Origin of the sequence: Streptomyces cavernicola (assembly GCF_029968035.1) — a bacterium.
Classification (GTDB): Bacteria; Actinomycetota; Actinomycetes; order Streptomycetales; family Streptomycetaceae; genus Streptomyces; species Streptomyces cavernicola.
In genome coordinates this window covers 1-25,492 of sequence record NZ_JASCIQ010000028.1, presented here as the reverse complement: position 1 = coordinate 25,492, position 25,492 = coordinate 1, and the positions used below count along the sequence as shown (strand labels likewise).

The 25,492-nt window shown below is 71.6% G+C and carries 20 protein-coding genes, 1 pseudogene and 2 riboswitches; of the genes and pseudogenes, 9 read left to right on the top strand and 12 right to left on the bottom strand.

All coding sequences use genetic code 11. The features are described from left to right. Window positions 1-237: 237 nt before the first annotated feature. The gene (locus QIS96_RS24615) at window positions 238-750 is read right to left on the bottom strand and encodes an O-acetyl-ADP-ribose deacetylase (RefSeq protein ID WP_282544912.1); all 513 of its coding nucleotides are present in this window, start codon (window positions 748-750) and stop codon (window positions 238-240) included. Window positions 751-961: 211 nt separating this feature from the next. Further along, complete coding sequence (locus QIS96_RS24610) at window positions 962-2,377, bottom strand: phytoene desaturase family protein (protein ID WP_282544911.1); 1,416 nt, start codon at window positions 2,375-2,377, stop codon at window positions 962-964. A gap of 88 nt (window positions 2,378-2,465) precedes the next feature. On the opposite strand from QIS96_RS24610, the gene QIS96_RS24605 reads away from it, so the two are divergent. Continuing rightward, window positions 2,466-3,035, top strand: a complete 570-nt coding sequence (locus QIS96_RS24605) for a hypothetical protein (protein ID WP_282544910.1) — start codon at window positions 2,466-2,468, stop codon at window positions 3,033-3,035. A 104-nt stretch (window positions 3,036-3,139) separates the two neighbouring features. On the opposite strand, the gene QIS96_RS24600 is transcribed toward QIS96_RS24605, so the two are convergent. Together QIS96_RS24600 and QIS96_RS24595 are read right to left on the bottom strand one after the other, a co-directional pair. Continuing rightward, window positions 3,140-3,979, bottom strand: a complete 840-nt coding sequence (locus tag QIS96_RS24600) for an inositol monophosphatase family protein (RefSeq protein WP_282544909.1) — start codon at window positions 3,977-3,979, stop codon at window positions 3,140-3,142. A 151-nt stretch (window positions 3,980-4,130) separates the two neighbouring features. Beyond that, window positions 4,131-4,857: pseudogene (locus QIS96_RS24595) on the bottom strand (gamma-glutamyltransferase); the annotation flags it as partial. Between the two features lie 300 nt (window positions 4,858-5,157). On the opposite strand from QIS96_RS24595, the gene QIS96_RS24590 reads away from it, so the two are divergent. The 3 genes from QIS96_RS24590 (at window position 5,158) to QIS96_RS24580 (ending at window position 9,203) form a co-directional block, all read left to right on the top strand. Then, window positions 5,158-6,402 (top strand): S8 family peptidase, encoded by a 1,245-nt coding sequence (locus QIS96_RS24590; protein WP_282544908.1) that lies wholly within the window; start codon window positions 5,158-5,160, stop codon window positions 6,400-6,402. 239 nt (window positions 6,403-6,641) lie between these two features. Further along, entirely contained in the window at window positions 6,642-7,934 is a 1,293-nt protein-coding gene (locus QIS96_RS24585; protein WP_282544907.1) for a TIGR02569 family protein, read from the top strand. A 213-nt stretch (window positions 7,935-8,147) separates the two neighbouring features. Further along, window positions 8,148-9,203: a lipoate--protein ligase family protein gene (locus QIS96_RS24580; RefSeq protein WP_282544906.1), complete on the top strand. Its 1,056-nt coding sequence runs from the start codon at window positions 8,148-8,150 to the stop codon at window positions 9,201-9,203. A gap of 19 nt (window positions 9,204-9,222) precedes the next feature. On the opposite strand, the gene QIS96_RS24575 is transcribed toward QIS96_RS24580, so the two are convergent. Both QIS96_RS24575 and QIS96_RS24570 read right to left on the bottom strand, forming a co-directional pair. Continuing rightward, the gene (locus QIS96_RS24575; RefSeq protein ID WP_282544905.1) at window positions 9,223-9,903 is read right to left on the bottom strand and encodes a response regulator; all 681 of its coding nucleotides are present in this window, start codon (window positions 9,901-9,903) and stop codon (window positions 9,223-9,225) included. Further along, window positions 9,900-11,159 carry a sensor histidine kinase gene (locus tag QIS96_RS24570; RefSeq protein WP_282544904.1) on the bottom strand — a complete coding sequence of 420 codons (1,260 nt, stop codon included), beginning with the start codon at window positions 11,157-11,159 and terminating at the stop codon, window positions 9,900-9,902. Before QIS96_RS24570 ends, QIS96_RS24575 begins: the two co-directional genes overlap by 4 nt. A gap of 206 nt (window positions 11,160-11,365) precedes the next feature. On the opposite strand from QIS96_RS24570, the gene QIS96_RS24565 reads away from it, so the two are divergent. Both QIS96_RS24565 and QIS96_RS24560 read left to right on the top strand, forming a co-directional pair. Further along, complete coding sequence (locus QIS96_RS24565) at window positions 11,366-12,460, top strand: carboxymuconolactone decarboxylase family protein (protein WP_282544903.1); 1,095 nt, start codon at window positions 11,366-11,368, stop codon at window positions 12,458-12,460. Window positions 12,461-12,625: 165 nt separating this feature from the next. Next, window positions 12,626-13,261: a hypothetical protein gene (locus QIS96_RS24560; protein WP_282544902.1), complete on the top strand. Its 636-nt coding sequence runs from the start codon at window positions 12,626-12,628 to the stop codon at window positions 13,259-13,261. Window positions 13,262-13,267: 6 nt separating this feature from the next. Here the strand turns inward: QIS96_RS24560 and QIS96_RS24555 are convergent, their stop codons facing one another. Next, the gene (locus QIS96_RS24555) at window positions 13,268-13,693 is read right to left on the bottom strand and encodes a hypothetical protein (protein WP_282544901.1); all 426 of its coding nucleotides are present in this window, start codon (window positions 13,691-13,693) and stop codon (window positions 13,268-13,270) included. Between the two features lie 285 nt (window positions 13,694-13,978). On the opposite strand from QIS96_RS24555, the gene QIS96_RS24550 reads away from it, so the two are divergent. From QIS96_RS24550 to QIS96_RS24540, 3 genes are all read left to right on the top strand, one after another. After that, window positions 13,979-15,526, top strand: coding sequence for an NCS1 family nucleobase:cation symporter-1 (locus tag QIS96_RS24550; RefSeq protein WP_282544900.1), 1,548 nt, complete (start codon window positions 13,979-13,981; stop codon window positions 15,524-15,526). 202 nt (window positions 15,527-15,728) lie between these two features. Beyond that, a complete protein-coding gene (locus QIS96_RS24545) occupies window positions 15,729-16,790 on the top strand; it encodes an ATP-binding protein (RefSeq protein WP_282544899.1) in 1,062 nt (353 codons plus the stop codon). Then, window positions 16,787-18,589, top strand: coding sequence for a vWA domain-containing protein (locus tag QIS96_RS24540; RefSeq protein ID WP_282544898.1), 1,803 nt, complete (start codon window positions 16,787-16,789; stop codon window positions 18,587-18,589). The genes QIS96_RS24545 and QIS96_RS24540 overlap by 4 nt, the downstream gene beginning before the upstream one ends. An 88-nt stretch (window positions 18,590-18,677) precedes the next feature. Here QIS96_RS24540 and cycA read toward each other — a convergent pair whose 3' ends face one another. From cycA to QIS96_RS24515, 5 genes are all read right to left on the bottom strand, one after another. Then, a complete protein-coding gene (cycA, locus tag QIS96_RS24535) occupies window positions 18,678-20,171 on the bottom strand; it encodes a D-serine/D-alanine/glycine transporter (protein ID WP_282544897.1) in 1,494 nt (497 codons plus the stop codon). A gap of 254 nt (window positions 20,172-20,425) precedes the next feature. After that, a riboswitch (glycine riboswitch) is annotated at window positions 20,426-20,515 on the bottom strand. Further along, window positions 20,516-20,613, bottom strand: a riboswitch (glycine riboswitch). A 52-nt stretch (window positions 20,614-20,665) separates the two neighbouring features. Beyond that, window positions 20,666-21,688, bottom strand: a complete 1,023-nt coding sequence (locus tag QIS96_RS24530; protein WP_282544896.1) for a TIGR03842 family LLM class F420-dependent oxidoreductase — start codon at window positions 21,686-21,688, stop codon at window positions 20,666-20,668. Between the two features lie 30 nt (window positions 21,689-21,718). Continuing rightward, the gene (gene hydA, locus QIS96_RS24525; protein WP_282544895.1) at window positions 21,719-23,125 is read right to left on the bottom strand and encodes a dihydropyrimidinase; all 1,407 of its coding nucleotides are present in this window, start codon (window positions 23,123-23,125) and stop codon (window positions 21,719-21,721) included. A gap of 40 nt (window positions 23,126-23,165) precedes the next feature. Then, window positions 23,166-24,446, bottom strand: coding sequence for an aspartate aminotransferase family protein (locus QIS96_RS24520; protein ID WP_282544894.1), 1,281 nt, complete (start codon window positions 24,444-24,446; stop codon window positions 23,166-23,168). Further along, complete coding sequence (locus QIS96_RS24515; RefSeq protein WP_282544893.1) at window positions 24,443-25,285, bottom strand: nitrilase-related carbon-nitrogen hydrolase; 843 nt, start codon at window positions 25,283-25,285, stop codon at window positions 24,443-24,445. Before QIS96_RS24515 ends, QIS96_RS24520 begins: the two co-directional genes overlap by 4 nt. Between the last annotated feature and the right edge of the window lie 207 nt (window positions 25,286-25,492).

Below are 25,492 nucleotides of genomic sequence, written 5' to 3'. Positions count from 1 at the left end.
CGGAGACCGGCCGGCACCGGAGGCTGACGCGGCCGGCGGCCCGGCTGCGGAGACTCGAAGCAGCGGACCCCGTACGGGCCCACCTCCCGTACGAACCCCCCCACGCGTACGGGGTTCTTGTCCCGTACGAACCCCCATGCTTACGGGCCAAGTCCCGTACGGGGTCCGCCTGTTCGCAGGTTTTCCGCCCCACTGTCGGGGAACCGATGAGCGCATCCCGGCGGTGGGCCGAGCCGGTCAGCCCACGTGCGCGGCGAACGCCTCGTAGGCCGTCTCGTCGAACAGCACGAACCGGACCTCTTCGACGGCCGTCTCCGTGGCCCGCACCGTCTCGACGGCGATGCGTGCCGCGTCGTCCATCGGCCAGCCGTAGATCCCGGCGGACACGGCGGGGAACGCGACGGTACGGGCCCCCAACTCGTCGGCCACGCGCAGCGATTCGCGGTAGCAGGAGGCGAGGAGGTCGGAGCGGTCGGTGTCGGCGGACCAGCGCGGGCCCACCGTGTGGATCACCCAGCGCGCGTCGAGCCGCCCGGCGGTCGTGGCGACGGCCTGCCCGGTCGGCAGCCCCTTGCCGTAGTGCGAGGCCCGCAGGTCCCGGCAGGCGGCGAGGATCTCGGGTCCGCCGCGCCGGTGAATCGCGCCGTCGACGCCGCCTCCGCCGAGGAGCGAGGAGTTGGCGGCGTTGACGATGGCGTCGACGGACTGCTGGGTGATGTCGCCCTGGACGAGGGTGAGGTGCGTGCTCATACCTCCACTATGCGCATGCCGGTGCCCCCTCGGGGCTCCGCCCCGGGCCCGGGGTCGGGTGAGTGGCCCGTCAGGGGCGCGGGGAACTGCGCGAGCAACCCTCGACGGCCCGCAGCTGCCGGCGTCGCTGATCGGGCAGCCGCGTCTGCCGGGTACGCATCGTCGGCGGGTGCGGCTCTCGCCGTGGCTGGCCGCGCAGTTCCCCGCGCCCCTACGGGGCACCCCGCAACCGTCTCCACACCGCCTTCGCCGCGTTGTGGCCCGACATGCCGTGGACGCCGGGACCCGGCGGCGTCGCCGAGGAGCAGAGGAACACGGCCGGGTGCGGGCTGTTGTACGGGGAGAGCGAGAGCTTGGGGCGCAGCAGCAGTTGGAGTCCGGCGGCCGCGCCGCAGGCGATGTCCCCGCCGATGTAGTTGGCGTTACGCGCGGCGAGTTGGGGCGGGCCCGCCGTGGCGCGGGCGAGGACCCGGTCGCGGAAAGCGGGCGCGAACCGCTCCAACTGGCGCTCCACGGCGTCGGTGAGGTCGCCCTCCCAGCCGTTGGGCACATGCCCGTACGCCCAGAAGGCGTGCTTGCCCTCCGGCGCGCGGCTCGGGTCGACGAGGCTGGGCTGGGCGGTGATGAGGAACGGCCGGTCCGGGGCGCGCCGCTCACGGGACGCGGCGTCGAGCGCGGCGGCGATCTCGGCCTTGCTCGCGCCGATCTGCACGGTGCCCGCGCTGCGCGCCTCCTCGGCGGTCCAGGGCACGGGTCCGTCCAGGGCGTAGTCGATCTTGAACGCGCTCGGGCCGTACCGGTATCCGTCGTACGCCCGGCCGAGCCCCGCGATCCGCGCGAGGGCGGTGGGCGCGGTGTCGAAGACGTACGCGCGGGCGGGCGGCAGGTCGTCGAGGCGCTTCACCTCGAAGTCGGTGTGCACCGCGCCGCCGAGGTCGCGCAGGTACGCGGCGAGGGCGTCGGAGACGGACTGCGAGCCGCCCTTGGCGACGGGCCAGCCGCGCTCGTGGGCGGCGAGCGCGAAGACCAGGCCGACGGCGGCGGTGGCGGGACCGCCGAGCGGGGCGATGACATGCGCGACGAGCCCGGCGAACAGGGCTTTCGCCCGCTCGTCCCGGAACCGCTGGGCCATCAGCCAGGTGGACGGGACGAGTCCGGCGAGGCCGAAGCGGGCGAGGGTGACCGGGTCGCGGGGCAGCGCGGTGGACGGCAGGGACATGAAGTCCCGTACGAGCGTGTCCCATTTGCCGATGAAGGGCGCGACGAGGCGGCGGTACGCACCCGCGTCGCGCGGGCCGAACGACAGGGCCGTCTCGGCGACGGACCGGGAGAGGACGGCCGCCGAGCCGTCGGGGAACGGGTGCGCCATCGGCAGCGGCGCGTGCAGCCACTCCAGGCCGTAACGCCCGAGGGGCAGGCGGGAGAAGGCGGGTGAGCCGATGCCCAGGGGGTGCACGGCCGAGCACGGGTCGTGCCGGAAGCCGGGGAGGGTGAGCTCTTCCGTGCGGGCACCGCCGCCGACCGTCCCCTCGGCCTCGAACACGGCCACCGAGAAGCCGCGCCGGGCCAGCTCGACGGCGGCTGTCAGGCCGTTGGGCCCCGCCCCCACGACGACTGCATCGAGCATCGACGGCACCTTCGGACTCCTTTGTCAGTCGGTGCTGCCCAGGATATGCCGGGCCACTGACACCGCCGCCGGGGGTAGCGTTCGCCCGATGCCGAACTGGACACACCGCTGGGACGCGGCCGACGACACGCACCACTGGTTCGAGTACGACGACTCGGGGGTGGTGGCACGGCAGGCGTCGTTCGCGGCGGGCCCGCCGGACAGCGCCGCGCTCGCCGCCGCCGACCGCTCCGAACTCGACTGGATGCGCGCGGAGTTCGGCGACTTCGGCGTCCAGCTGTACGAGGCGACGTACGGGATTCCGGTGGGCGGGACCGTCCCTGAGGGGCTCCCGGTGACGGCGGCGGAGTTCGAGCGGGCCTGGCGGGAGGCCCGGCGCGGGCGGCACTTCACCCGGATCGTCGCCGGCCCCCTGCCGGTCGGCCTGCGCCTGAACGGAACGGTCAGCCTCATCCCGTGGGGCGCGGGCATCACCGGCCTCTTCGTCGAACTCGGCCTGCCCGTCCCGGGCTTCGTCGACATGGGCCAGCTGCCGCGCACACCCGAACTATGGCCCGCGGTGGGCACGGCCGGGACGTACGAGGTGCTCGGCGTGCGGCTCAACTGCGAGGCGGAGAGCCGGAGTCGGCCGCAGGCCAGGCTCAGGCCCGTGAGCTGAGCGACCGTCGCGGTGAGCAGCAGCCTTGCGTTGAGCAGCCGTCGCGGATGCGGCTCGGATGCGGCTCGGATGCGGCTCGGATGCGGCTCGGATGCGGTTTCGGCTCAGGCCGCCCCGGCCCGCAGCAGCTGCAGGATCCGCTCGGCCGTGTCCGCGTCCCGGGCGGCCGTGAACGGCAGCGCGTTCCCGCCCTCGATGCGGAACGGCTCGCCCGCGAGCGTGCGGTTCGTGCCGCCCGCCTCGGCCACGAGGAGCAGCCCCGCCGCGTGGTCCCAGGCGTTCTCCCAGGAGAAGGCGACCGCGTCCACCTCGCCCTTCGCTATGGCCAGGTACTCCAGGCCGGCCGAGCCGCAGGGCCTGCTGTGCACCCCGTCCACGTCGAGGCCGAGGAGCGCGCGCTTCTGCTCGTCGGTCGTGAAGTCCGGGTGGGACATGGCCACTTCGAGGACGTGGCCGGGCTCGGGCGCGCCCGGTTGCAGCACCCGGTCGCCGAGGCGCGCGCCCCGGCCGCGGACGGCCACGGCGAGTTCTTCGAGCGCCGGCGCGTACGTCCACGACGCGAGGACCTCGCCTCGGTGGGCGAGCGCGACCAGCGTGCAGAACCCCGGGTCGCCGTGGACGAACTGCCGCGTGCCGTCGACCGGGTCGACGATCCACACGGGCGCGTCGCCGTGCAGAGCGTCCAGCTTCGACGGGTCGGCGTGCACGCCCTCCTCGCCGACCACCGCCGAGCCGGGCAGCAGTGCCGTCAGGGACTCCGTGAGGTGCTCCTCGGCACGGCGGTCGGCGACCGTCACGAGGTCGTGCGGGCCCTCCTTCTCGTCGATCTCGTGCGCGGCGAGCTGACGGAAGCGCGGCATCACCTCGGCCGCGGCGGCCTTGCGGACGGCCTCCTCCACGTCGGTCAGGCCGGTGTCGAGAAAGCCTTCGAGGTCTTCGATCATGTGTCCTATCAGATCACGCGACACTGACAATCCCCACCCGACCGGTGGACAGCGGCTTGAATCGCCGTGAACGCTTCGGGTTCGGCTTGTTTCGTACGGTCGCGCGCGTGCGGGGATGCGCGCTCACGCACGGTCACCGCCCCACCGCGTACCCCTGCAGGTCGAGACCGCCGCGCACCGGGTCGCGCAGGGCGACGGCGAGGAAGAAGTTCAGCTGCCACTGGTCCTGCTGGTCCCCGCCCGGCGTGCCGAACGCGAGCACGGGTTCGCCGTCGCGCAGGGCGAGCGACGGGGTGAGCGTGGTGGGCGGACGGCGGCCCGGGGTGAGGGAGTTGGGAAGTCCGGGTTCGAGCCAGGCCATCTGGAGCCGGGTGCCGAGCGGGAAGCCCAGTTCGGGCACGATCGGGTTGGACTGCAGCCAGCCGCCGCTGGGCGTGGCCGCGACCAAGTTGCCCCAGCGGTCCACGATGTCCAGGTGGCACATTTCGCCGCGGGTGCCGCCGTCCCGCGCGACGGTCGGCTCACCCGCGCCCGCGACGGGCGTGCCCATCGCGTACTCCCCTTCGAGCACGGTCTCGGCGGCCCTGGCCAGACGCGGCTCACGCCCCTCGGGGCTGCCGGGCCGCAGTTCGCGGGAGGCCCGCTCCTCTATGAGGGCGCGCCGCTCGGCGTTGTACGCGGCGGAGAGCAGCGCGTCGAGCGGCACCTCGTCGGCGTCCCCGTACCAGGCCTCGCGGTCGGCCATCGCCAGCTTGCAGCCCTCGACGAGCCGGTGAACGTAGTCGGCGGTGCCGGGTTCGGGCAGCTCGCGCGGGTCCTCGGGGAGCAGGGCGAGCTGCTGCAGGAACGCGGGGGCCCTGACTCCAGCCGCCCGCCTTGGGACCGCCCGGCGGCCCCGGCAGGTTGACGATCACCGCGCGCCGCTGCCCCGTCGCCCCCTCACCGGTCCCCTGGCCACCCCGTCTGGCCACTGCCTGATGGGGCGGACAGGCCGGCGAATTTGACGGCGTTCAGTCAAGAACCTTGTGGTCGTTGATCACCGGTGGGACAGTCCGCCGGGGGAAGGGATTCCACTTCCCGCACTTTCGTCAACGCCAAGGCCTGTTCCGGGATTTGGCGGCAGCACTGCCATCCGTCCCCTGGGCACGGCCTGCCAACGAAAGGACTGGTTCCTCCTCATGAGATCCCCGACGCGAAGACTTCGCGTACTCGCCCCGGTCGCCGCTCTCGCGACTCTCACCGCCGGGCTGCTCGCGGCCTCCCCCGCACAGAGCGCGGACCGCCCCACCGTCGACCTGCGCACCGCACCGGTCGAGACCGCCATTTCCGGCAGCTGGATCGCCGTACTCAAGGACACCCCCAAGGCCTCGGTCCGTACGGCCGCCGAGGACCTGACCGCACGTTACGACGGCGAACTCGCCCAGGTGTACCGCTCCGCGGTGCGCGGCTTCTCGGTGCGGATGGACAAGGCCCAGGCCCTCCGTCTGGCCGCCGATCCGCGCGTCGCGTACGTCGAGCAGGACGCCGAGGTCCGCGTCGCCCCCACGCGGAACGGCGCCAAGCGGAAGGCCGTCACCCAGAACGGCGCCACCTGGGGCCTGGACCGCATCGACCAGCGGAACCTGCCGCTCGACGGCTCGTACACGTACAACACCACCGCGTCCGGCGTGCACGTGTACGTCATCGACACCGGAATACGGGTCAGCCACAGCGAGTTCGGCGGCCGGGCGAGCGTCGGCGCCGACACCATCGGCGACGGCCAGAACGGCAACGACTGCCATGGGCACGGCACCCATGTCGCCGGGACCGCCGCGGGATCGACGTACGGCGTGGCCAAGTCCGCCTCGGTCGTCGGCGTCCGTGTGCTCAACTGCCTGGGGTCGGGCAGCACTTCCGGGGTGATCGCCGGTGTCGACTGGGTGACCGCCAACGCGGTCAAGCCGGCGGTGGCCAACATGAGCCTCGGCGGCGGCGCCAGCACCAGCCTGGACACGGCGGTGCAGCGGTCGATCGACTCCGGCGTCAGCTACGCGGTCGCCGCGGGCAACGGCAACATCATCGGGCTGCCCGAGAACGCCTGCGGCTCCTCGCCCGCCCGCGTGCCGGGGGCGCTCACCGTCGGGGCCACGGACCGCACCGACACCAAGGCCTCCTGGTCCAACTACGGCTCCTGCGTCGACCTGTTCGCGCCCGGCGTGGACATCACCTCCGCCTGGAACAGCAGCGACACCGCGACCGACACCATCAGCGGCACGTCCATGGCCAGCCCGCACACCGCCGGCGTCGCCGCGCTCTATCTCGCCGACCACCCCTCGGCGACCCCGGCGCAGGTGAGCAGCGCGCTGACCGCCAACGCCACCGCCGGCATCGTGAAACAGCCAGGCACCGGATCCCCGAACAAACTTCTCCACTCGCTGTTCTGACGTACGACGGCACAACAGCCCGACCGACCGACTGACCGACGGCCTGACTGCACGAGGCAACGCAGCACGGCAGGACAGCACGACGGCACTGTGGCCGTCCGGCCTTCGCCGGGCGGCCACTTCGCGTTCCCCGGCTCTCCTCCGCAGCGACGGGACCGCGACCTCCCGCAGGGCCTCTCGACGCCACGCCGAAGCGGAACGAGAAGCGGCGGGCCATGATCGCCGCTACGCTCCGCGCCATGTTCGCGATCCGACAAAATAAGCCCAATTCCCCCAATAACATCACCTCGATCTCGACGCTCACCCGGCAGGAGCCGCCCAGTCTCGCCGTGCTCGCCGCGTTCGGCTCCGAGGGTCCGGCCCGGCCGCTGCCCGGCGGGCAGGGCGGCACCTGGTGCGCGGACGGCATCGTCCTGAAGCGGACCGGTCTGCGCACCGAGACCGCCTGGCGGGCCAACACCCTCAACGCCCTGCCGAAATCGAACGAGTTCCGGATCGCGCCGCCGGTGCGGTCCATGGACGGCACCTGGACAGCGGGCGGCTGGGAGGCCTGGCGGCTCGTGCCGGGCACCGCGGACGAGCGGCGCGTGGACGACGTCGTACGCGCGGGCCTGGCCTTCCACGCCGCCCTCGCCGAACTGCCGCGCCCGGCCTTCCTCGACGAGCGGGACGACCCGTGGACGCGGGCGGACCGGTTCTCCTGGGGGTACGCGGCGGGCTCCGCCGAGGCCGTGACCGCCGAACAGGGCGTGCCCGCGAGGGACTTCGACCTGGTGGCTCCGCTGATCGCGGCCCGCGCCCCGCTGCCCGAGGACGCCTCACAGGTCGTCCACGGCGATCTGCTCGGCAACGTCCTGTTCGCCGACGCCGACGGGCTGCCGCCGGCGATCATCGACTGGCCCGCGTACTGGCGGCCGACGGGCTGGGCGTCCGCCGTGGCCGTCGTGGACGCGCTGTGCTGGCACGGGGCCGAGCCGAGTGTGCTCGACCACTGGGAGCACGTGCCGCACTGGCGTCAACTCCTCGTCCGCGCCCTGCTGTTCCGCATCGCCACGCACCTGCACCTGGACGGCGACCTGGAGTCGGCGTACCGGCCGGTGATCGACCTGGTCCTCGACGGCAGTTGGCCGAAGACGGCCCCGGCGACGCGGACCGAACCGCGAACCGCATCGCGAACCGAACCGGGGACCGGACCGCGGACCGAGCGCTCGGCCGGGCAGGAGGCCTCGCGGGAGGCGACGCGGGAGGCGACGCGCACCCGCCCCGAGCCCCGGCAGGAGATGTTCGACGTGGCCACACCCCTCCCCGAACCGAACCCGAACCCGGAGCCGCAGCCGCAGCCGCAGCCGCAGATGGGGTCGCGGCCGGAGTCACACAGGGAGCCGGAGCCCGTGTCCGTGGCGCGCGCACTGCCCACGGTCGGCCCACTCGCCCCACCCCCGTCACCGGACTCCTCATCCTCGAACTCCGCCTCGGAATCCCGCTCGGACTCCCCCTCGGACTCCTCGTCGCCCGATTCCTCGCCGTCATGAACCGACCGCACGCGCGCGCCCGGACCCGGCACGCGCGTGCGGTGGTTTTCCGCGTCACAGTGGCGGTTTTCGCGTGGCAGAGGCGGTTTTCGCGCACCCCTGCGCCCCTCGGGACACCCGCCGCGCCCCGACCCACGGGAGTACGATTTGCACCGGTTCACTCCAGGTGTGAGCCCAGGTACGACGTACGCCCGGCCGGCTGGAGGATGGCGCATGCACGGTGAGTACAAGATCCCGGGCGGCAAGCTCGTCGTCGTGGACCTGGAAGTGGAGGACGGCGAGCTGCGGCACGTGCGGGTCGCCGGCGACTTCTTCCTCGAACCCGACGACGCCTTCCTCGCGTTGAGCCGCTCTCTGGAGGGCGCGCCCTCCGACACCGACGCGGCGGGTCTCGCCGCCCGTATCGAGGCGGCCCTGCCGGAGGGCACCGTGATGTACGGGCTGACGGCGGAGGGCGTCGGTGTAGCCGTACGGCGGGCCCTCGCGCACGCCACGGACTGGACGGACTACGACTGGCAGTTGATCCACGAGGGCCCGCAGTCCCCCGCCCTGCACATGGCGCTCGACGAGGTGATCACCGCCGAGGTCGCGGCCGGTCTGCGGCCGCCGACACTGCGGGTCTGGGAGTGGGCGGCGCCCGCGGTGGTGATCGGCAGCTTCCAGTCGCTGCGCAACGAGGTGGACGCGGAGGGCGCGCGCCGCCACGGCGTCGAGGTGGTGCGGCGGATCAGCGGCGGCGGCGCGATGTTCTGCGAGCCGGGCAACACCATCACGTACTCGCTGTCGGTGCCGGAGGCCCTCGTCCAGGGCCTGTCCTTCGCCGACAGCTACGCGTACCTCGACGACTGGGTGCTCGGCGCGCTCGGCGACATGGGCATCAAGGCCTGGTACCAGCCGTTGAACGACATCGCCACGGACGCCGGGAAGATCGCGGGCGCGGCGCAGAAGCGGGTGGCCGGCGGGGACGGCGCGGTCCTGCACCACGTGACGATGTCGTACGACATCGACGCCGACAAGATGGTCGAGGTGCTGCGGATCGGCCGCGAGAAGCTGTCGGACAAGGGCACGCGGAGCGCCAAGAAGCGGGTCGACCCGCTGCGCCGGCAGACGGGCCTGCCGCGCGAGGCGGTCATCGAGCGCATGATCGACTCGTTCCGCACCCGGCACGGCCTCACGGCCGGCCAGGTCACGGAGGACGAACTGGCCACGGCCCAGCACCTGGCCCGTACGAAGTTCTCGACACCGGAGTGGACGGGCCGCGTGCCCTAGCCACCCTCTGGAGGGGCGCCTAGCCCCCGTCGCGGTCGACTCCTTCCCGTGGCCGTACGAGGCCCGACTCGTAGGCGAACACGACGAGTTGGGCGCGGTCGCGGGCGCCGGTCTTCGTCATCGCCCGGCTCACATGGGTCTTCGCCGTGAACGGGCTGATGACCATGTGCGCCGCGATCTCCTCGTTGCTGAGGCCGCGGGCGGCGAGGGCCGTGACCTCCCGTTCGCGGCGGGTGAGGTGGTCGAGTCCGGGCGCGGTGAACCGATCGGGCGGGCGGGCCACGAACTCGCCGATGAGGCGGCGTGTGATCGACGGGGAGAGCAGCGCTTCGCCGCCCGCGACGACGCCGAGGGCCTGCAGCAGGTCGGCGGGCTCGGTGTCCTTGAGCAGGAAGCCGCTGGCGCCCGCGCGCAACGCGTCGAAGACGTACTCGTCCAGGCCGTAGTTGGTGAGGATGACGACGCGCACGCCCGCGAGGCACGGGTCGGCCGCGATCCGCCGGGTCGTCTCGATGCCCGTCATCACGGGCATCTGCACGTCGACGAGCGCGATGTCCGGTACGTGCGCGCGCACGAGTTCAAGTCCGGCCGCGCCGTCGGCCGCCTCGCCGACCACCTCGATGTCGTCCTCGGCGTCGAGGAGCGCGCGGAACCCGGCCCGCATGAGTGCCTGGTCGTCGACGAGCACCACTCTGATCACGCGCGCGCCGCCCTTCTCGACGCCCTTCCTGACGCCCCGTCGACGACGGTCTCCGGTTCGCCCGCCGCCGGTATGCGGGCCACCGCCGTCGGTATGCGGGCCAGGACGCGGAAGCCGCCCCCCGGGCGCGGGCCGGTCTGCAGCGTGCCGCCGAGGGCGGTGACCCGCTCACGCATGCCGGTCAGTCCTGTGCCCGGCGTACACGGCACGTCGGGCACGGCCCCGCCGTCGTCCGTCACACACACCTCCAACTCGCCTTCAGCCACGGTCAGTTCAACCTTCACCTCGGCCGGTCCCGCGTGCCGGGCGGCGTTGGTGAGGGCCTCCTGCACGATGCGGTACACCGCCGCGTCCACGGCAGGAGGCAGCGCGACTCCGGCCCCGACACGTACACCGCCACCTCCACCAGCACCGGAGCCGAGGTCGGTGTGGTCGCGGATCGTCAGGTCCACGGCGAGGCCCGCCGCTCTCGCTCTTCGCACCAGCTCGTCGAGGCGTCCCGGCGCCTGGTCCTCGCGCAGCACGTCGAGCGTGGAGCGCAGTTCGCGCATGGCCTCGCCGCTCGCCTCCTGGATGGCGAGCAGCGCCTCCGGCACGTCCTCGCCGCGCTTGCGCGCCAGGTGGGCGGCGACGCCCGCCTGCAGTTTGACGATGGAGATGCTGTGGGTGAGCGAGTCGTGCAACTCCCTTGCGATGCACAGGCGTTCCTCGCCCGCTCTGCGTCTCGCGGCCTCCTCGCGCGTGCGCTCGGCCTCGGCCGCCCGCTCCTCGGTCTGCCGCAGATACGCCTGCCAGTTCTTGTCGGCGAGCCCGGTGACCAGGGCGCACAGGAACCAGCCCGCGAGCAGCAGCGTCCGCCCCGCGGACTGCCCCGCCATGAGGTCGGCCGCCAGGAACGCCGCAAGGAACGCCCCGCCTGCGAGCGCGGCGACCCCTCTTCGCCCCACCCGCGACGCGGCATGCACCGCCCCCACGACGGGCACGGCCGCCACCGCACCCGGATGCGCGTGCAGCACATGGGCGGAGAGGCAGACGGTCGTCACGGCGAGACCGGCGCGCGGCGCGGCCCCCTGGCCGGCGAGCGCGAGGGAGCCGACGACGATCAGCCCGTAGTCAAGCGCGGTGGCGTCCGCGAACGACGCGGCGACGCACACGATCGCCGCGACGACGGCCGCGACCGCGGCCGCAACCGCCTTGCGGATCAGCCGAGTTCGCCCGGTGCCGGGCCCGACCGGCCCGGTGCGCTCTTCTCCCATGCCTGAACTGTAGGCGGCCCCACTGACAACGCGCCTCGCCCGAGCGGACCGCTTCCCGACTACTCCCCCGGGAGTAGTCGCGGCCGCCCCCGCACCCCTCCGCCGAGCCCCAACTCACTCCGGCCGTACGACGCCCCGAGCCCCCGCGCCGGACGAGCATCGACCCACATCGCACAGCACCTACACCACCGAGAGGACGACTCCTCATGACCGGACAGCCCCAGCCCCAGCCCCAGCCCCAAGCGCAGGCAGCCACCCCCCGCACCCCCTACCGCTACACCGACCCCACGCCCCCGCAGGAGGCGACGGGAACGGCCGCCGAGCTGTATGCGCAGATGGCCGTGGACTTCGGCATCCCGGAGCCCGCCCCGTTCGTCGTCCTCTCCTCTGCGCCCGAACTCTTCGCCCCTGCCTGGGCGTTGATGCGCGAGTCGCTTCTCGCCGGGCCCGGTTCGCGTACCGGGAAGAAGGTCGCGGCCCTCGGCGTCTCGCTCGCGAACCGGTGCCCGTTCTGCGTGGACGCGCACACGCTGCTGCTGCACGCCACGGGCGAGCGGGACCTCGCCGACACGGTGACCGGGGGCGGCGTACCCGAAACCGTGCAGCACGCGCGCGTGCTGGCCTGGGCGCAGGCGTCGCGCACGCCGGGCGCGCCCGAATTGGCGCAGGTCCCGTTCGCGGCGGCGGACGCAGCCGGGTACATCGGCACCGTGCTCGCGTTCCACTTCATCAACCGCATCGCATCGGCCCTGCTCCACGACGAGTTGATGCCGGAGGGCGTACGCCCGCAGGACGTGCTGCGCAGCCCGGCGGGCGAGGCCCTCGCGCAGGCCATGCGGCGCACCCCGGAGCCGGGCGCGAGCCTCCGCTTCCTGCCGCCCACACCGCAGTCCGACCCCAACCAGCCTTCGAACGCCCCGAGTTGGGCCGCAGGCACCCCCGTCGCTCCCGCCTACGAGGCCCTGCGCGCGGCCGCCTCGATGGGGGCCGGACTGCTGAGCGAGGAGGACCAGGCCCTGGTCAGGGGGACGGTCGACGGCTGGGACGGCGCTCATCCCCCGCTCCACTGGCCCGAGCTGCCCGGCGCGGACCGTCCGGGGGCACGCCTCGCGGTGCTCGCGGCCCTCGCCCCGTACCGGATCACGGAGGAGGACGTCGCGGCCTGGCTGACGCCGCCGCACACGGACCACTGCCTCGTGCACCTGGTGGCGTACGGGGCGTTCCTGGCTGTGGAGCGGGTGGAGCGGGCCCTCGCGGCCGCCTGGACGGGCGTTCCCGCTGCGGGCCGTACCCGTCCGTAGGTTTCGGCCCGACGCCCCTATCCCGTACCGCTTCCCATGTGACACTCTCGTGCCTCACACCTCACCGATACGCATCGCTGATACGCATCGCTGATACGCATCGCCGATGCAGGCATCGATGCACCCCACCGATCGACCGCGTCCCGCCGCACGAGGAGGCCGACCGTGCGTTCCCTGCCGCTGCTGCTCGCCGCACGGCTGCTGCCCGTCGCCGCCCTGGCCACGGCGGGCTGGGCCTGGACGAGCGGCCCGCTCGCACCGGAGGAGGAGGACCGCCCGGCGATCGCCGCCGAGCCCAAGGCCGCCGAGGTGACCGAGGACGAGCAGGCGTACGACAAGCCGCCCGCGCCCTGCGAGGCGCTGCCGGCCGACACGGTCGACGCTCTCGTGCCGGACGCGGACCACGACGGCAAGGAACTGCGGCTCACCGACCCGGAGCGCCGCCGGACCTGCTCGTGGAGCGCCCTGAAGGGGTACGACTACCGCTGGCTCGACGTCGGCTACGACCTGCGGGATTCGGCGGCCGCCGCCCGCTCCGCGTTCGCCACGCGCGCGGGCGGCGCCGCCGAGGCCGTGGAGGGGCTCGGCGAGCAGGCCGCCGTCGTCATGAGGCTGAGCGAGAAGGACGACCAGCAGAGCCGCGAGGCCAAGCTGGTCGTCCGCTCCGGCAACGCCCTGGTGACGGTCACGTACACCGGCAGCGACTTCGAGTCCCAGTCCGCGCCGAAGGCGGAGAAGATGCGCGACGGTGCCGTACGGGCGGCCCGAGCGGCGGTCACCGCGCTCCCGGAACATCCCTGACGAGCCCTACCGTTTCACCTTCCACGACTTCTCGTTGCTGCAGTCGTCCCAGCCCAGGGTGGTCATGCAGGTCCTGAACCAGATCTTCTGGAAGCCCGCGTCAAGGTTCACCCGCGCGTCCGACGCCGTGATGGTGTGGCCGGCGCCCTCGCTGTTGTAGCCGAAGTCGACCTCGCCGAAGCCGTCCTGGCGCCACACCACGTAGGGCTGATACCCGTCGGCCTCGGTGTCCTTGACCTTGCAGGTCAGCCGGGCGTGGTCCTGCAGAGCACCCCAGGTGACCAGGTCACAGGTGGCCTTGGCCCCGTCCAACTTCGCCGTCTTCGCCTTGTAGTTGTGGGTCTCGGCCGGTCCGGCCTGGGCCTGCGTGGTGGTCAGTGCCCCGGCCGCGGCCGCCGTCGCCGCCAGAAAGGTGAGCGCCCTGCGCTTCATGTTTCTCCGATCCGTGTTCCCCCTGATGTCGTCGCCGACCGTAGAGGCCGGTGCGCCTCCACCTCCACGCCTTTCGACAGTGCCCGAAACACCGGGCTCGTACCGGTGTGTCCGCCTACACCGCCCCGGCACCCAGGTATACGCACAACCACTCCCGCAACCCGCCCCGGATCTGTAGAGTCCTCCCCCACCCGCACGACGGCACCCGCTTCGCCCCTCTTCCGACTCTCCCGGCGCATCCGACGTATCTGACGTATCCGACGGACTCAGCAGAGCGAGGGCACGATGTCATCGACGGTTCCATCCGCGCCCGGCGCGACGCCGGTCACCCAACGCACGCACCCCGACGGGCGGGTGTCGCTCGCCGAGGGCGTGACCCTCGACGATCCGCGGTTCGCCAACGGCGACCTGCTGCCGGTGCCGATGGAGCGCCGCACCTGGGGCGTCTACAACTACACGGCCCTGTGGATCGGCATGGCCCACAACATCCCGTCGTGGACGCTCGCCTCCGGCCTCGTCGCGCTCGGCATGGACTGGAAGCAGGCGGTGCTCGTCATCGCCCTCGCCAATGTGATCGTGCTGCTCCCGATGCTGCTCACCGGGCACGCGGGACCGAAGTACGGCATTCCGTTCCCGGTCGTCGTACGGGCCTCGTTCGGGCTCCGGGGCGCCAACCTGCCCGCGCTGCTTCGCGCCGCCGTGGCCTGCTGCTGGTTCGGCATCCAGACGTGGATCGGCGGGCAGGGCGTCTTCCTGCTCCTGGGCAAGGTGTTCGGCGGCTGGACCACCGCCACGGAGATCGGCGGCCACCCGTGGACGCTGTGGCTCTGCTTCGTGCTCTTCTGGGCGCTCGAACTGGCCATCATCTACCGGGGGATGCAGGCGCTGCGCCGTTTCGAGAACTGGGCGGCCCCGTTCGTACTCGTCGGCGCGGTGGCGCTGCTCGTGTGGATCACGGTGAAGGCCGGCGGCTTCGGCCCGCTGCTCGACCAGCCGTCGAAGCTGGGCTGGGGCGCGGACTTCTGGCCGGTGTTCTTCCCCGCGCTGATGGGGATGATCGGCTTCTGGTCGACGCTGTCCCTGAACATCCCCGACTTCACCCGCTTCGGCAAGGGCCAACGGGCCCAGGTCTGGGGCCAGTCGCTCGGCCTGCCCACCACCATGACGGCCTTCGCGCTGCTCTCCGTCCTCGTCACCTCCGGCTCGCAGGTGGTGTACGGGGCTCCGGTCTGGGACCCCGTACAGCTCGCGGCGAAGACCGACAACGTCTTCGGGCTGCTCTTCGCCCTGGTCACGGTCCTGATCGCGACGATCTCCGTGAACATCGCGGCCAACGTGGTGTCGCCCGCGTACGACCTGTCGAACCTGCTGCCGAAGGTCGTGAACTTCCGTACGGGGGCACTGATCACGGGTGTCGTCGGGGTCCTCGTGATGCCGTGGAAGCTGACCGCGACGCCCGAGTTGTACATCTTCACGTGGCTCGGCGTCGTCGGCGGCCTGCTCGGCGCGGTGGCCGGGGTGATGATCGCCGACTACTGGCTCGTCCGCGGCACCGCCCTGGACCTGGCGGGGCTCTACGACCGGCACGGCCCGTACTGGTACGCGGGCGGCTGGAACTGGCGGGCCCTGCTCGCCTTCGGCGTCGGCGGACTGCTCGCCGTGGGCGGTTCGCACTCCGCGCCCGGCAAGGGCCCGTTCCCCGAGGACGGCCTGATCCCCGCGCTGCGCCCGCTCGCGGACTATGGCTGGGCGGTCGGCCTGGTGACGGCGCTCGTGCTGTACGCGGCCACCAGCCGCCGACCGGCCGGACACGGCAGACGGCGACGGTCGTGACGACCGCCGCCGTCCTCTCCTGCCCGTACTCCCCCTCGGCCTGACGGCAGGTGAGCCCAAGGATCTACCCATGGCCCTCGGAACCGCGAAAGTCGGATGCGGCGTCTCCATCAGCCGTAGATCATGAACAGCGCCCGACGCTCCAGGAGTTGGAGCTGTTCTCGGCCGCCGTCACCCGACCCTTCCAGGAGCTGATCCGCCCGTGCAGGCCGCCGTCGCCGTGAACCCGGCCCAGGTGCCCGAGCTGTTGCTCGGCCTGGCCACCGTCCGCCCCGTGTTCCTCTGGGGCGCGCCCGGCATCGGAAAGTCCTCGCTGGTACGGCAGTTCGCCGATTCGCTCGGCCTGGAGTGCGTGAGCCTCCTCGGCACCCAGTTGGCCCCTGAGGACCTCATCGGCGTACCGCAGATCCGGGACGGCCGCTCGGTGTTCTGTCCGCCCGAGGTGATCGCCCGCGATGAGCCGTACTGCCTGTTCCTGGACGAGCTGAACGCGGCGACACCCGATGTGCAGAAGGCGTTCTACTCGCTGATCCTGGACCGCCGTATCGGGAACTACGAACTCCCCAAGGGCAGCATCGTCATCGGCGCCGGCAACCGCTCCACCGACAACGCCCTCGCCCGCCCGCTGGCGTCCGCTCTGGTCAACCGGCTCACCCACGTCCATCTCCAGGCGTCGCCCAAGCACTGGCTGAGCTGGGCGGCCGGGGCCGGCATCCACCCGTGGGTGACCGACTACCTGACCGACCGTCCGCACCACCTGTGGTCCAAACCGCCGAAGACGGAGGAGCCGTTCTCCACCCCGCGCTCCTGGCACATGCTCTCGGACGCGATCCAGTCCTTCGGCCCTGCGTTGGACGAGGACACGCTCAAGGTCCTCGCCCATGGCACGCTCACCCCGTCCCACGCCTCGGCGTTCTGCGGTTACGTCAAGATCGTGCGGAGTGAGTTCGGCATCGACGCGATCATCAAGGGCGATGCCCGATGGCCGAACCGCGTGCAGGACCGCGACCTGCTCTACTACCTCGCCGAGTCTTTCCGCGGTCGGCTGATCAAGGAGCTTCCGGCGAACAAGGAGCACGCCTCGCCCTCCGTACGGCAGACCGCGTACCGGGCGCAAGCCCTCCTTGTGCAGCTCGCCGAGGTATCGGTCGAGGTCGCGCAGACGGTGATCGCGGACGACGAGGACGGCAACCCGGTGCTGCCCGCCTGGTTCCTGGTGGAGGCCGCCCGCGACATGCCCCGGCTCGTGGAGGCCCGCCGGTGAGCGGGCCCGCACGCGGCAGGGGCCCACGACGGCAACCACCCCGTCCCGACCCCCTCATCGAGGCCAACTACCGGCGCGGCCTGGACATCGTCCGCCGTGACGCCGCCCTCAACTCACTCGACGCGGACTTCTGCCGTTACGGCTGCCACGTCGCCCCGAAGGACGGCTGGGCGCTGGTGGAGTCCGACGGCTGCGTCCATGTGAACCCGAAGCGGTTGGCCGAACCCAGCGAGTGGGCCTGGGTCCTCGCACACTGTCTGCTGCACCTGGGCTTCGGCCATGTGCCGGCGGCCCGGGGCGCCCGGGTGCAGCCGGACCGCTACGAGCTGGCGGCCCGCTGCGTGGTGGTGAACCGTTTCCAGCAGTCGTTCCCGGTGGGCCGCCCGCCGTTCGAGCTTCCGGAGTCGTTTCCGGGCGGGGACGAGGAACAGCTCGCTGAGCGCTTCCGCCGCGACGGCATCCCGGAGCGCTTCGCGCACTGCGGGGTGGGTGGGCCGGAGCCCGACCAGCGCCTGGAACCCTGGCCGTACGGCCGGGACCCCGAGGACTGGCGGGAGGTGTTCGCCCGTGCGCTGACGCGCAGGATCTCGACCGCGATGAACGCCGCAGGCCGCGGACCAGACGGCGCCCCCAAGGGCCCGTGGGACCGGGCGCTCGACTGGTTCGTCTCCTCGTATCCGCTCCTGGGCGGCATCGCCTCGGGGATGACGGTGATCGCGGACGCGGACCTGGCCCGCACCCACCAGATCTCGGTGGCCGCGGTGAACGCCGCCGTCGGCGAGATCTACGTCAACCCCCGGCGCACGCACACCGAGGAGGAGTGGCGGTTCATCCTGGCGCACGAGATGCTGCACGCCGCCCTGCGTCACGCCGACCGCCGCGGCGCCCGCGACCCGTACCTCTTCAACGTCGCCTGCGACTACGTGATCAACGGCTGGCTGTTGGAGATGGGCGTCGGTGAGATGCCGGAGGGGGTGCTGCACGACCCGGAGCTGGCCGGTCTGTCCGCCGAGGAGGTGTACGACCGGATCACCACCGACGCCCGCCGCAAGCGCCGCCTCGCCACCCTGCGCGGCAAGGGCCGCGGCGACGTCCTGGACGAGCCGCTGCCGCACTCCGGCGCCCCGGCGGACTACGTCGACCTGGACGAGTTCTACCAGCGTGGCCTGCTCCAGGGCTTCGACCTGCACGACCGCAGGCGCGGGGCGCTGCCCGCCGGACTCGTGGAGGAGATCCAGGCGCTCGCCCATCCTCCACTGCCCTGGGACGTGCGGCTCGCCCGCTGGTTCGACGAGTACGTGCCCCGTCCGGAGCCGCTGCGCAGCTTCGCCCGCCCCGCCCGCCGGCAGGCATCCACCCCCCATATCCCGCGCGCGGGACGGTACTTCCCGCCCGATGAGCTGGAGCGCTGCACTTTCGGGGTGGTCCTTGACACCTCCGGCTCCATGGACCGGCGGCTCCTCGGCAAGGCGCTGGGCGCGATCGCCTCGTACGCCGAGTCACGTGACGTGCCGGCGGCCCGGGTGGTCTTCTGCGACGCGGCGCCTTTCGACGCGGGCTACCTGCCGGCCACCGAGATCGCGAACCGGGTGCGGGTGCGGGGCCGTGGCGGGACCGTGCTGCAACCCGGGGTGGAGCTGTTGCTCGCGGCCGAGGACTTCCCGCCGGGCGCTCCGGTGCTGCTGATCACCGACGGAGCCTGCGACGTTCTGCGGGTGCGGCGCGAGCACGCCTTCCTGCTGCCGCGCGGGGCCCGTCTGCCGTTCACTCCGCGGGGTCCGGTCTTCGAGATGCACTGAAGCTGCGGCAGACGGCGGCGGTCGCGCTGACCGCCGCCGTCTCCTCGTACGCGCACTCGTACGCGTACTGCCGCGTACCGGTGTTGTGTCAGTCCTTCTCGACCGACGTCGACGCCGGCTCGGCGGCGGCCTGGCGGGCGCGGCTGCGGCCCATGGCCAGCCATGCGACGGCGAGGACCAGGAACCAGACCGGGGTGACCAGGAGCGCCTGCAGGGTGTCTTCCTTCTGCGTGAACGCCCAGATCAGGAACGCGAAGAACGCGAACACCACGTAGCACATGGCGACGCCGCCGGGCATCTTGAACTTCGAGGCCTCGTGCAGGTGCGGGCGGCGACGGCGGTAGACGATGTAGCTGATCAGGATCATCGTCCAGATGAACATGAAGCACACCGAGGAGATCGTCGTCACCAGCGTGAACGCCTCGATGATCGAGCCGCCGATCGCCACCATGACGACGCCGCCGAGCAGGAACACCCCGGAGAGCAGCAGCGCGTTGACCGGCACCCGGCGCGAGCTCAACTTGCCGAACGAGGCGGGCGCGTCGCCCTCGTGGGCCAGGCCGTAGACCATCCGGGACGTGGAGTAGATGCCGGAGTTGGCGGACGAGGTGGCCGAGGTGAGGACGACGAAGTTGATCACCGAGGCGGCGACGGCGAGGCCTGCGAGCGTGAACATCACGACGAACGGGCTCTTGTCGGCGTTGATCTGCCGCCAGGGCGTGACCGAGATGATCACGACGAGGGCGACGACGTAGAAGAGCATCACGCGCACGGGGATCGAGTTGATGGCCTTGGGGAGGTTCTTCTCCGGGTCCTTGGTCTCGGCGGCGGTGGTGCCGACGAGCTCGATGCCGACGAACGCGAAGGTGGCGATCTGGAAGCCGGCCACGAAGCCCATGGGCCCGGTCGGGAAGAAGCCGCCGTCGTTCCAGAGGTTGGCGAAGCTCGCGGTGGCGCCGCTGGTGGACTCGAAGCCCTTGAACACCATGACGAGGCCGACGACGATCAGCGACACGATCGCGACGATCTTGATCAGCGCGAACCAGAACTCGGTCTCGCCGAACGCCTTCACCGTGGGCAGGTTGAGCCCGATGAGCACGACGACCGCGGCGAGCGCGGGGATCCACAGCGGGGCGTCGTCCCACCAGAAGGCGACGTATCCGGAGATCGCCACGACGTCGGCGATACCGGTGACGATCCAGCAGAACCAGTACGTCCAGCCGGTGAAGAAGCCCGCGCACGGGCCGAGCAGGTCGGAGGCGAAGTCGGCGAAGGACTTGTACCGCAGGTCGGACAGGAGCAGTTCGCCCATGGCGCGCATGACGAAGAACAGCATCGCGCCGATGATCATGTAGACGAAGATCACCGAGGGGCCGGCGAGGGAGATCGTCTTGCCCGAGCCCATGAACAGGCCGGTGCCGATCGCACCGCCGATCGCGATGAGCTGGATGTGCCGGTTGGACAACTGCCGGTCGAGCTGGGGGCCTTCGCCGGCCGTGGCCGGGGCGCCCGCCGTGCCGGAGCCGCCGCCACCGCCTGACACCGCCGTCGCGGTCGAACCGGAGTCACTGCTGTCGTGCATGGACGAACCTCACTGATCTCGCGCGCATGCGGGCGCGCACTCTACACACTCGTTCCACAGGGGAGTTCGGCCCGCTCGGGGCAGGCCTTGAGGCCGCTCGGGCCGGAGAAAGCAGCAGAAAGCAGGAGAAAGCAGGAGATCAGCCCGCCGCCGTCGGGCGGGCGGGCGGTGGCCACGGCTCGGGCATCGGAACAGCCATCGGGGGCTCCTCGCAGGTCGAGCACGGGCCGGTTACCCGTGCTGCGAAGTGAGCCTCCCCCTCTGTCATCGAGCCTGAGAGCTTCACGGTCCTGAGGCCGCTTGCACCGTGGGCGAGACGCCGCAACGCCTGCTTTCCAGAGTTGCCTGCCCGCGCGGTAGGGATGCCTGAGAGTTTCCGGGGAGGTGTTGCTCCTTCGGCGCCCGGGGCTGGCTGCTCCGGTGCTCTCCCGCTGCGGGGTGAACGGCAAGTTGCCGCGAGGCTAGGCCGAGTTCCCCCGGAAATCAAGGGTGTACTAGCCACGCAAAGCGGGGATGACCGAGCTCCCGTACCCGTCGATGACCCGCTCCCGGGCGTCGTGCATGGCGTACAGCGCGAACTGGTCGACGCCCAGGTCCTTCAACTCCCGCATTCTGGCGATGTGTTGCTCGGCGGTCCCGATGACGCAGAAGCGGTCGACGATGTCGTCCGGTACGAAGGCGGTGTCGGGGTTGTCGGCCCGGCCGTGGTGCGCGTAGTCGTATCCCTCGCGGGCCTTGATGTAGTCGGTGAGCGCCTCCGGGACCAGGTCGGAGTGGGCGCCGTACTTGGCGACCAGGTCGGCCACATGGTTGCCGACCATGCCGCCGAACCAGCGGCACTGTTCGCGCGCGTGCGCCAGGGACTCGGCCGAGTCGTCCTCGGTGAGGTACGCGGGGGCCGCGACGCAGACGGTGACCTCGCCCGGGTCCCGGCCCGCGGCGGCCGCGGCGTCCCGCACGGCCTGCACCATGGTCCGCGTCAGATACGGGTCGGCCAGCTGCAGGATGAACCCGTCGGCCTCCTCCCCCGCCATCTTCAGCGCCTTGGGCCCGTACGCCGCCATCCACACGGGCAGCCGCGCGTCCTGCCCCGCCCAGGGGAAGTGGACGGTCGTGCCCCCGCCGAGGTCGGCCTCCTGGCCGGAGGCGAGGGCGCGGATCACCTTCATCGCGGCGCTGACCCGGGCGAGGGTGTTCGGCGGCCGCCCCGCGACCCGCATCGCACTGTCGCCCCGCCCGATGCCGCAGACCGTGCGGTTGCCGTACATGTCGTTGAGCGTGGCGAATGTGGACGCGGTCACCTCCCAGGTACGGGTGGCCGGGTTGGTGACCATCGGGCCGACGATCAGCCGCCGGGTGTTGGCCAGGATCTGGCTGTAGATGACGAACGGCTCCTGCCAGAGCACGGCGGAGTCGAACGTCCACCCGTACCGGAAGCCGTTCCGCTCGGCACGTTTCATGAGGCTGATGACCTGCGCGGCAGGGGGATCGGTCTGCAGGACGAGTCCGAAGTCCATGCGCTGGCCTCCTAGTTGTTTCGAGTCGCTCTAGTGGTTCAGGTACTGGCAGGTCCCGCGCGGCGTGTAGTGCCCGTGCCCCGCGCGTCCGGTGAACTCGCGCCGGTCGATGACGACTTCGCCGCGGGAGAGGACCGTCTCCACCTGGCCGCGGATACGTTTGCCCTCGTACGCGGAGTAGTCGACGTTCATGTGGTGGGTCTCGGCGGAGAGGGTCTGCTCGGCCGTCGGGTCGTAGACGACGACGTCCGCGTCGGCGCCGGGGGCGAGCGTGCCCTTCTTGCCGTACAGGCCGAACATGCGGGCCGGGGCCGCGCAGGCGATGTCGATCCAGCGGCGGCGGGAGATGTGGCCGTCGACGACGGCCTGGTGGAGGAGGTCCATGCGGTTCTCCACCCCGGGAAGGCCGTTGGGGATCTTGGAGAAGTCGCCGCGGCCCAGCTCCTTCTGGCCGACGAAGCAGAACGGGCAGTGGTCCGTGGACACCACCTGCAGGTCGTCGGTGCGCAGGCCGCGCCAGAGGGCCGCCTGGTGTTCGCGGGGGCGCAGCGGGGTGGAGCAGACGTACTTGGCGCCGTGGAAGTCCGGCTCGGCGAGGTTGTCCGTGGACAGGAACAGATACTGCGGGCAGGTCTCGCCGAAGACAGGGAGGCCCTTGTCGCGGGCGGCGGCGAGTTCGGCGACGGCCTCCTCGGCGGAGACGTGCACGACGTAGAGGGGGGCGCCGGCGACGCGGGCGAGCTGGATGGCGCGGTGGGTGGCCTCGGCTTCGAGGAGGACCTTGCGCACCTCGCCGTGGTAGCGGGGGTCGGTCTCGCCGCGCTGCAGGGCCTGTTCGACGAGTACGTCGATGGCGATGCCGTTCTCGGCGTGCATCATGATCAGCCCGCCGTTGCCCGCGGAGCGCTGCATGGCACGCAGGATCTGGCCGTCGTCGCTGTAGAAGACGCCGGGGTAGGCCATGAACAGCTTGAACGAGGTGATGCCCTCCTCCACGAGGCGGTCCATCTCCTTGAGCGTCGACTCGTTGACGTCGGAGAGGATCATGTGGAAGGCGTAGTCGATGGCGCACTTGCCGTCGGCCTTCGCGTACCAGGCGTCCAACCCCTCGCGCAGGGAGCGGCCCTGGCTCTGCACGGCGAAGTCCACGATCGTGGTGGTGCCGCCCCAGGCCGCGGCGCGGGTGCCGGTCTCGAAGGTGTCGGAGGCGAAGGTGCCGCCGAAGGGCAGCTCCATGTGCGTGTGGGCGTCGACGCCGCCCGGGATCACGTACTTGTCGGTGGCGTCGATGACGCGGTCGGCGGTCCAGGAGGCGGCCTGTTCGCTGCCGTGGGCCGCGAGGGCGGCGATCCGGCCGTCCTCGATCAGGACGTCCGCGTGGGTCTCGTCGGCGGCGGTGACGACGAGTCCGCCGCGGATCAGGGTGCGGGTGCTCATGGCTTCCCCTCGCAGGTCGCAAACGGGCGGTGGGGCTGAACTACAGGCCGCGCAGGGCGTGTTCGAGTACGGCGGCGCCCTCCTCGGCCTCGGCGACCGTCAGGGACAGGGGCGGGGCGATCCGCAGGACGCTGGTGTTGTGGCCGCCGCCCTTGCCGATGAGGAGTCCGCCTTCGCGGGCGGCCTCCAGGACGGCGGTCGCCGCCTGCGGGTCGGCCTCGTCGGTGCCCGGCCTGACCAGTTCGACGCCGATCATCAGGCCGCGCCCGCGCACTTCCCGTACGTGCTCGGTGCTCGCGCCGATCGCCCGCAGCCGCTCCAGGAGCAGTCCGCCGACGCGCCGCGCGTTGCCCTGCAGGTCGTGCTCCAGGAGGTACGTGAGGTTGGCGAGGCCCGCCGCCATGGTGACCGGGGAGCCACCGAAGGTGGAGATGGAGTTGGCGTCGAGGCAGTTCATGACCTCGGCGCGGGCGACGACGCCGCCGATGGACATGCCGTTGCCGATGCCCTTGGCGAAGGTGAGGATGTCCGGCGGCCCGTTCCGGCCGTGCGCCTGCCAGCCCCAGAAGTGCTCGCCGGTACGGCCCCAGCCGGTCTGCACCTCGTCCGCGATCCACAGGATGCCGTGCCGCTGCAGGACTTCGCGGAACGCGGCGTACAGGCCGTCGGGCGGGGAGGTGAAGCCGCCGACGCCCTGGATGGGTTCGGCGATCAGGGCGGCGACGCCGCGGGTCTGGCCGAGCATGTCCTCCAGATCGGCCACGCAGGCGTCGATGAACTCGGCGTCGGACAGCTGCGCGTACGGGCCGCGGCCGCGGACGCCGCCGTGGACGTACAGGGTCTGCAGCGGCGAGAGGCTGGTGGGCGACCAGCCGCGGTTGCCGGTGATCGACACGGCCGAGAAGGAGCGGCCGTGGTAGCTGTTGCGCATCGCCAGGATCTGGTTGGAGCGGCGGTGCGCGGTGGCGAGCAGCAGGGCCGCGTCGTTGGCCTCGGTGCCGGAGGTGGTGAAGAAGACCCGGGCGTCCGGGATGCCGGACAACTGGGCGATGCGCTCGGCGAGTTCGACCATCGGGCGGTCGAGGTAGAGCGTCGAGGAGTGGATGATGCGCGCGGCCTGGTCGCTGACGGCCTTGGTGACCTCGGGCAGGGCGTGCGCGGTCATGGTGGTGAGGATGCCGCCGAAGAAGTCGAGGTACTTGTTGCCGTGTGCGTCCCACACATGTCGGCCCTCACCATGGGTGAGTTCGATGGGGTCCTCGTAGTAGAGCGCGAGCCAGTCGGGCATGACCGCGCGGTGGCGCTGGTAGAGGTCGGTCACGGCTGCACCAGCCCGTCGTAGGCGTCGGGCCTGCGGTCTCGGTAGAACGCCCACTGGGTGCGGACCTCGTCGATGAGGTCGAAGTCCAGGTCGCGCACGACGAGTTCCTCGGTCTTGTCGCTCGCGGTCTCGCCGACGAACTGGCCGCGCGGGTCGACGAAGTAGCTGGTGCCGTAGAAGTCGTTGTCGCCGTACTCCTCCTGGCCGACGCGGTTGATCGCGGCGATGAAGTACTCGTTGGCGACGGCCGCCGCGGGCTGCTCCAGCTGCCACAGGTACGCGGAGAGGCCGCGCGAGGTGGCCGACGGGTTGTAGACCAACTGTGCGCCGTTCAGGCCGAGTTGGCGCCAGCCCTCCGGGAAGTGCCGGTCGTAGCAGATGTACACGCCGACCTTGCCGACGGCGGTCTCGAAGACCGGCCAGCCGAGGTTGCCCGGCTTGAAGTAGTACTTCTCCCAGAAGCCCTTGACCTGCGGGATGTGGTGCTTGCGGTACTTGCCGAGGTAGCTGCCGTCGGCGTCGATCACGGCGGCGGTGTTGAAGTAGAAGCCGGACTGCTCGACCTCGAAGACCGGGACGACGATCACCATGCCGGTCTCGCGCGCGAGCTCCCGCATCCGGCGCACGGTCGGGCCGTCGGGCACGGGCTCGGCCCAGCGGTAGTGCTCGGCCTCCTGGACCTGACAGAAGTAGGGGGCGTTGAAGACTTCCTGGAACCCGATGACCTTCGCGCCCTGCCGGGCGGCCTCCCGGGCGTGCTCCTCATGTTTGGCGATCATGGATTCGGTGTCGCCCGTCCAGGTCGCCTGGACGAGGGCCGCGCGTACGACGTGCGCCATGAGCTGCTCCTTCGACAGACCCGCCGATAAAGCTTCCAAGCTTCCGAGCCTCTACGCCCGTAGAGCCGAGCGTGGAGTCACGAACGTAAGCCGCGTCACAGTCCTGGGCAAGACCATCGTCGTGAACCGGCGGAGTCGATCGGCTTTCGGCACTCTTGCGGGTGAAGTGACCACATGTGGCCCGCCCACATAGGGCCCACCCACGTG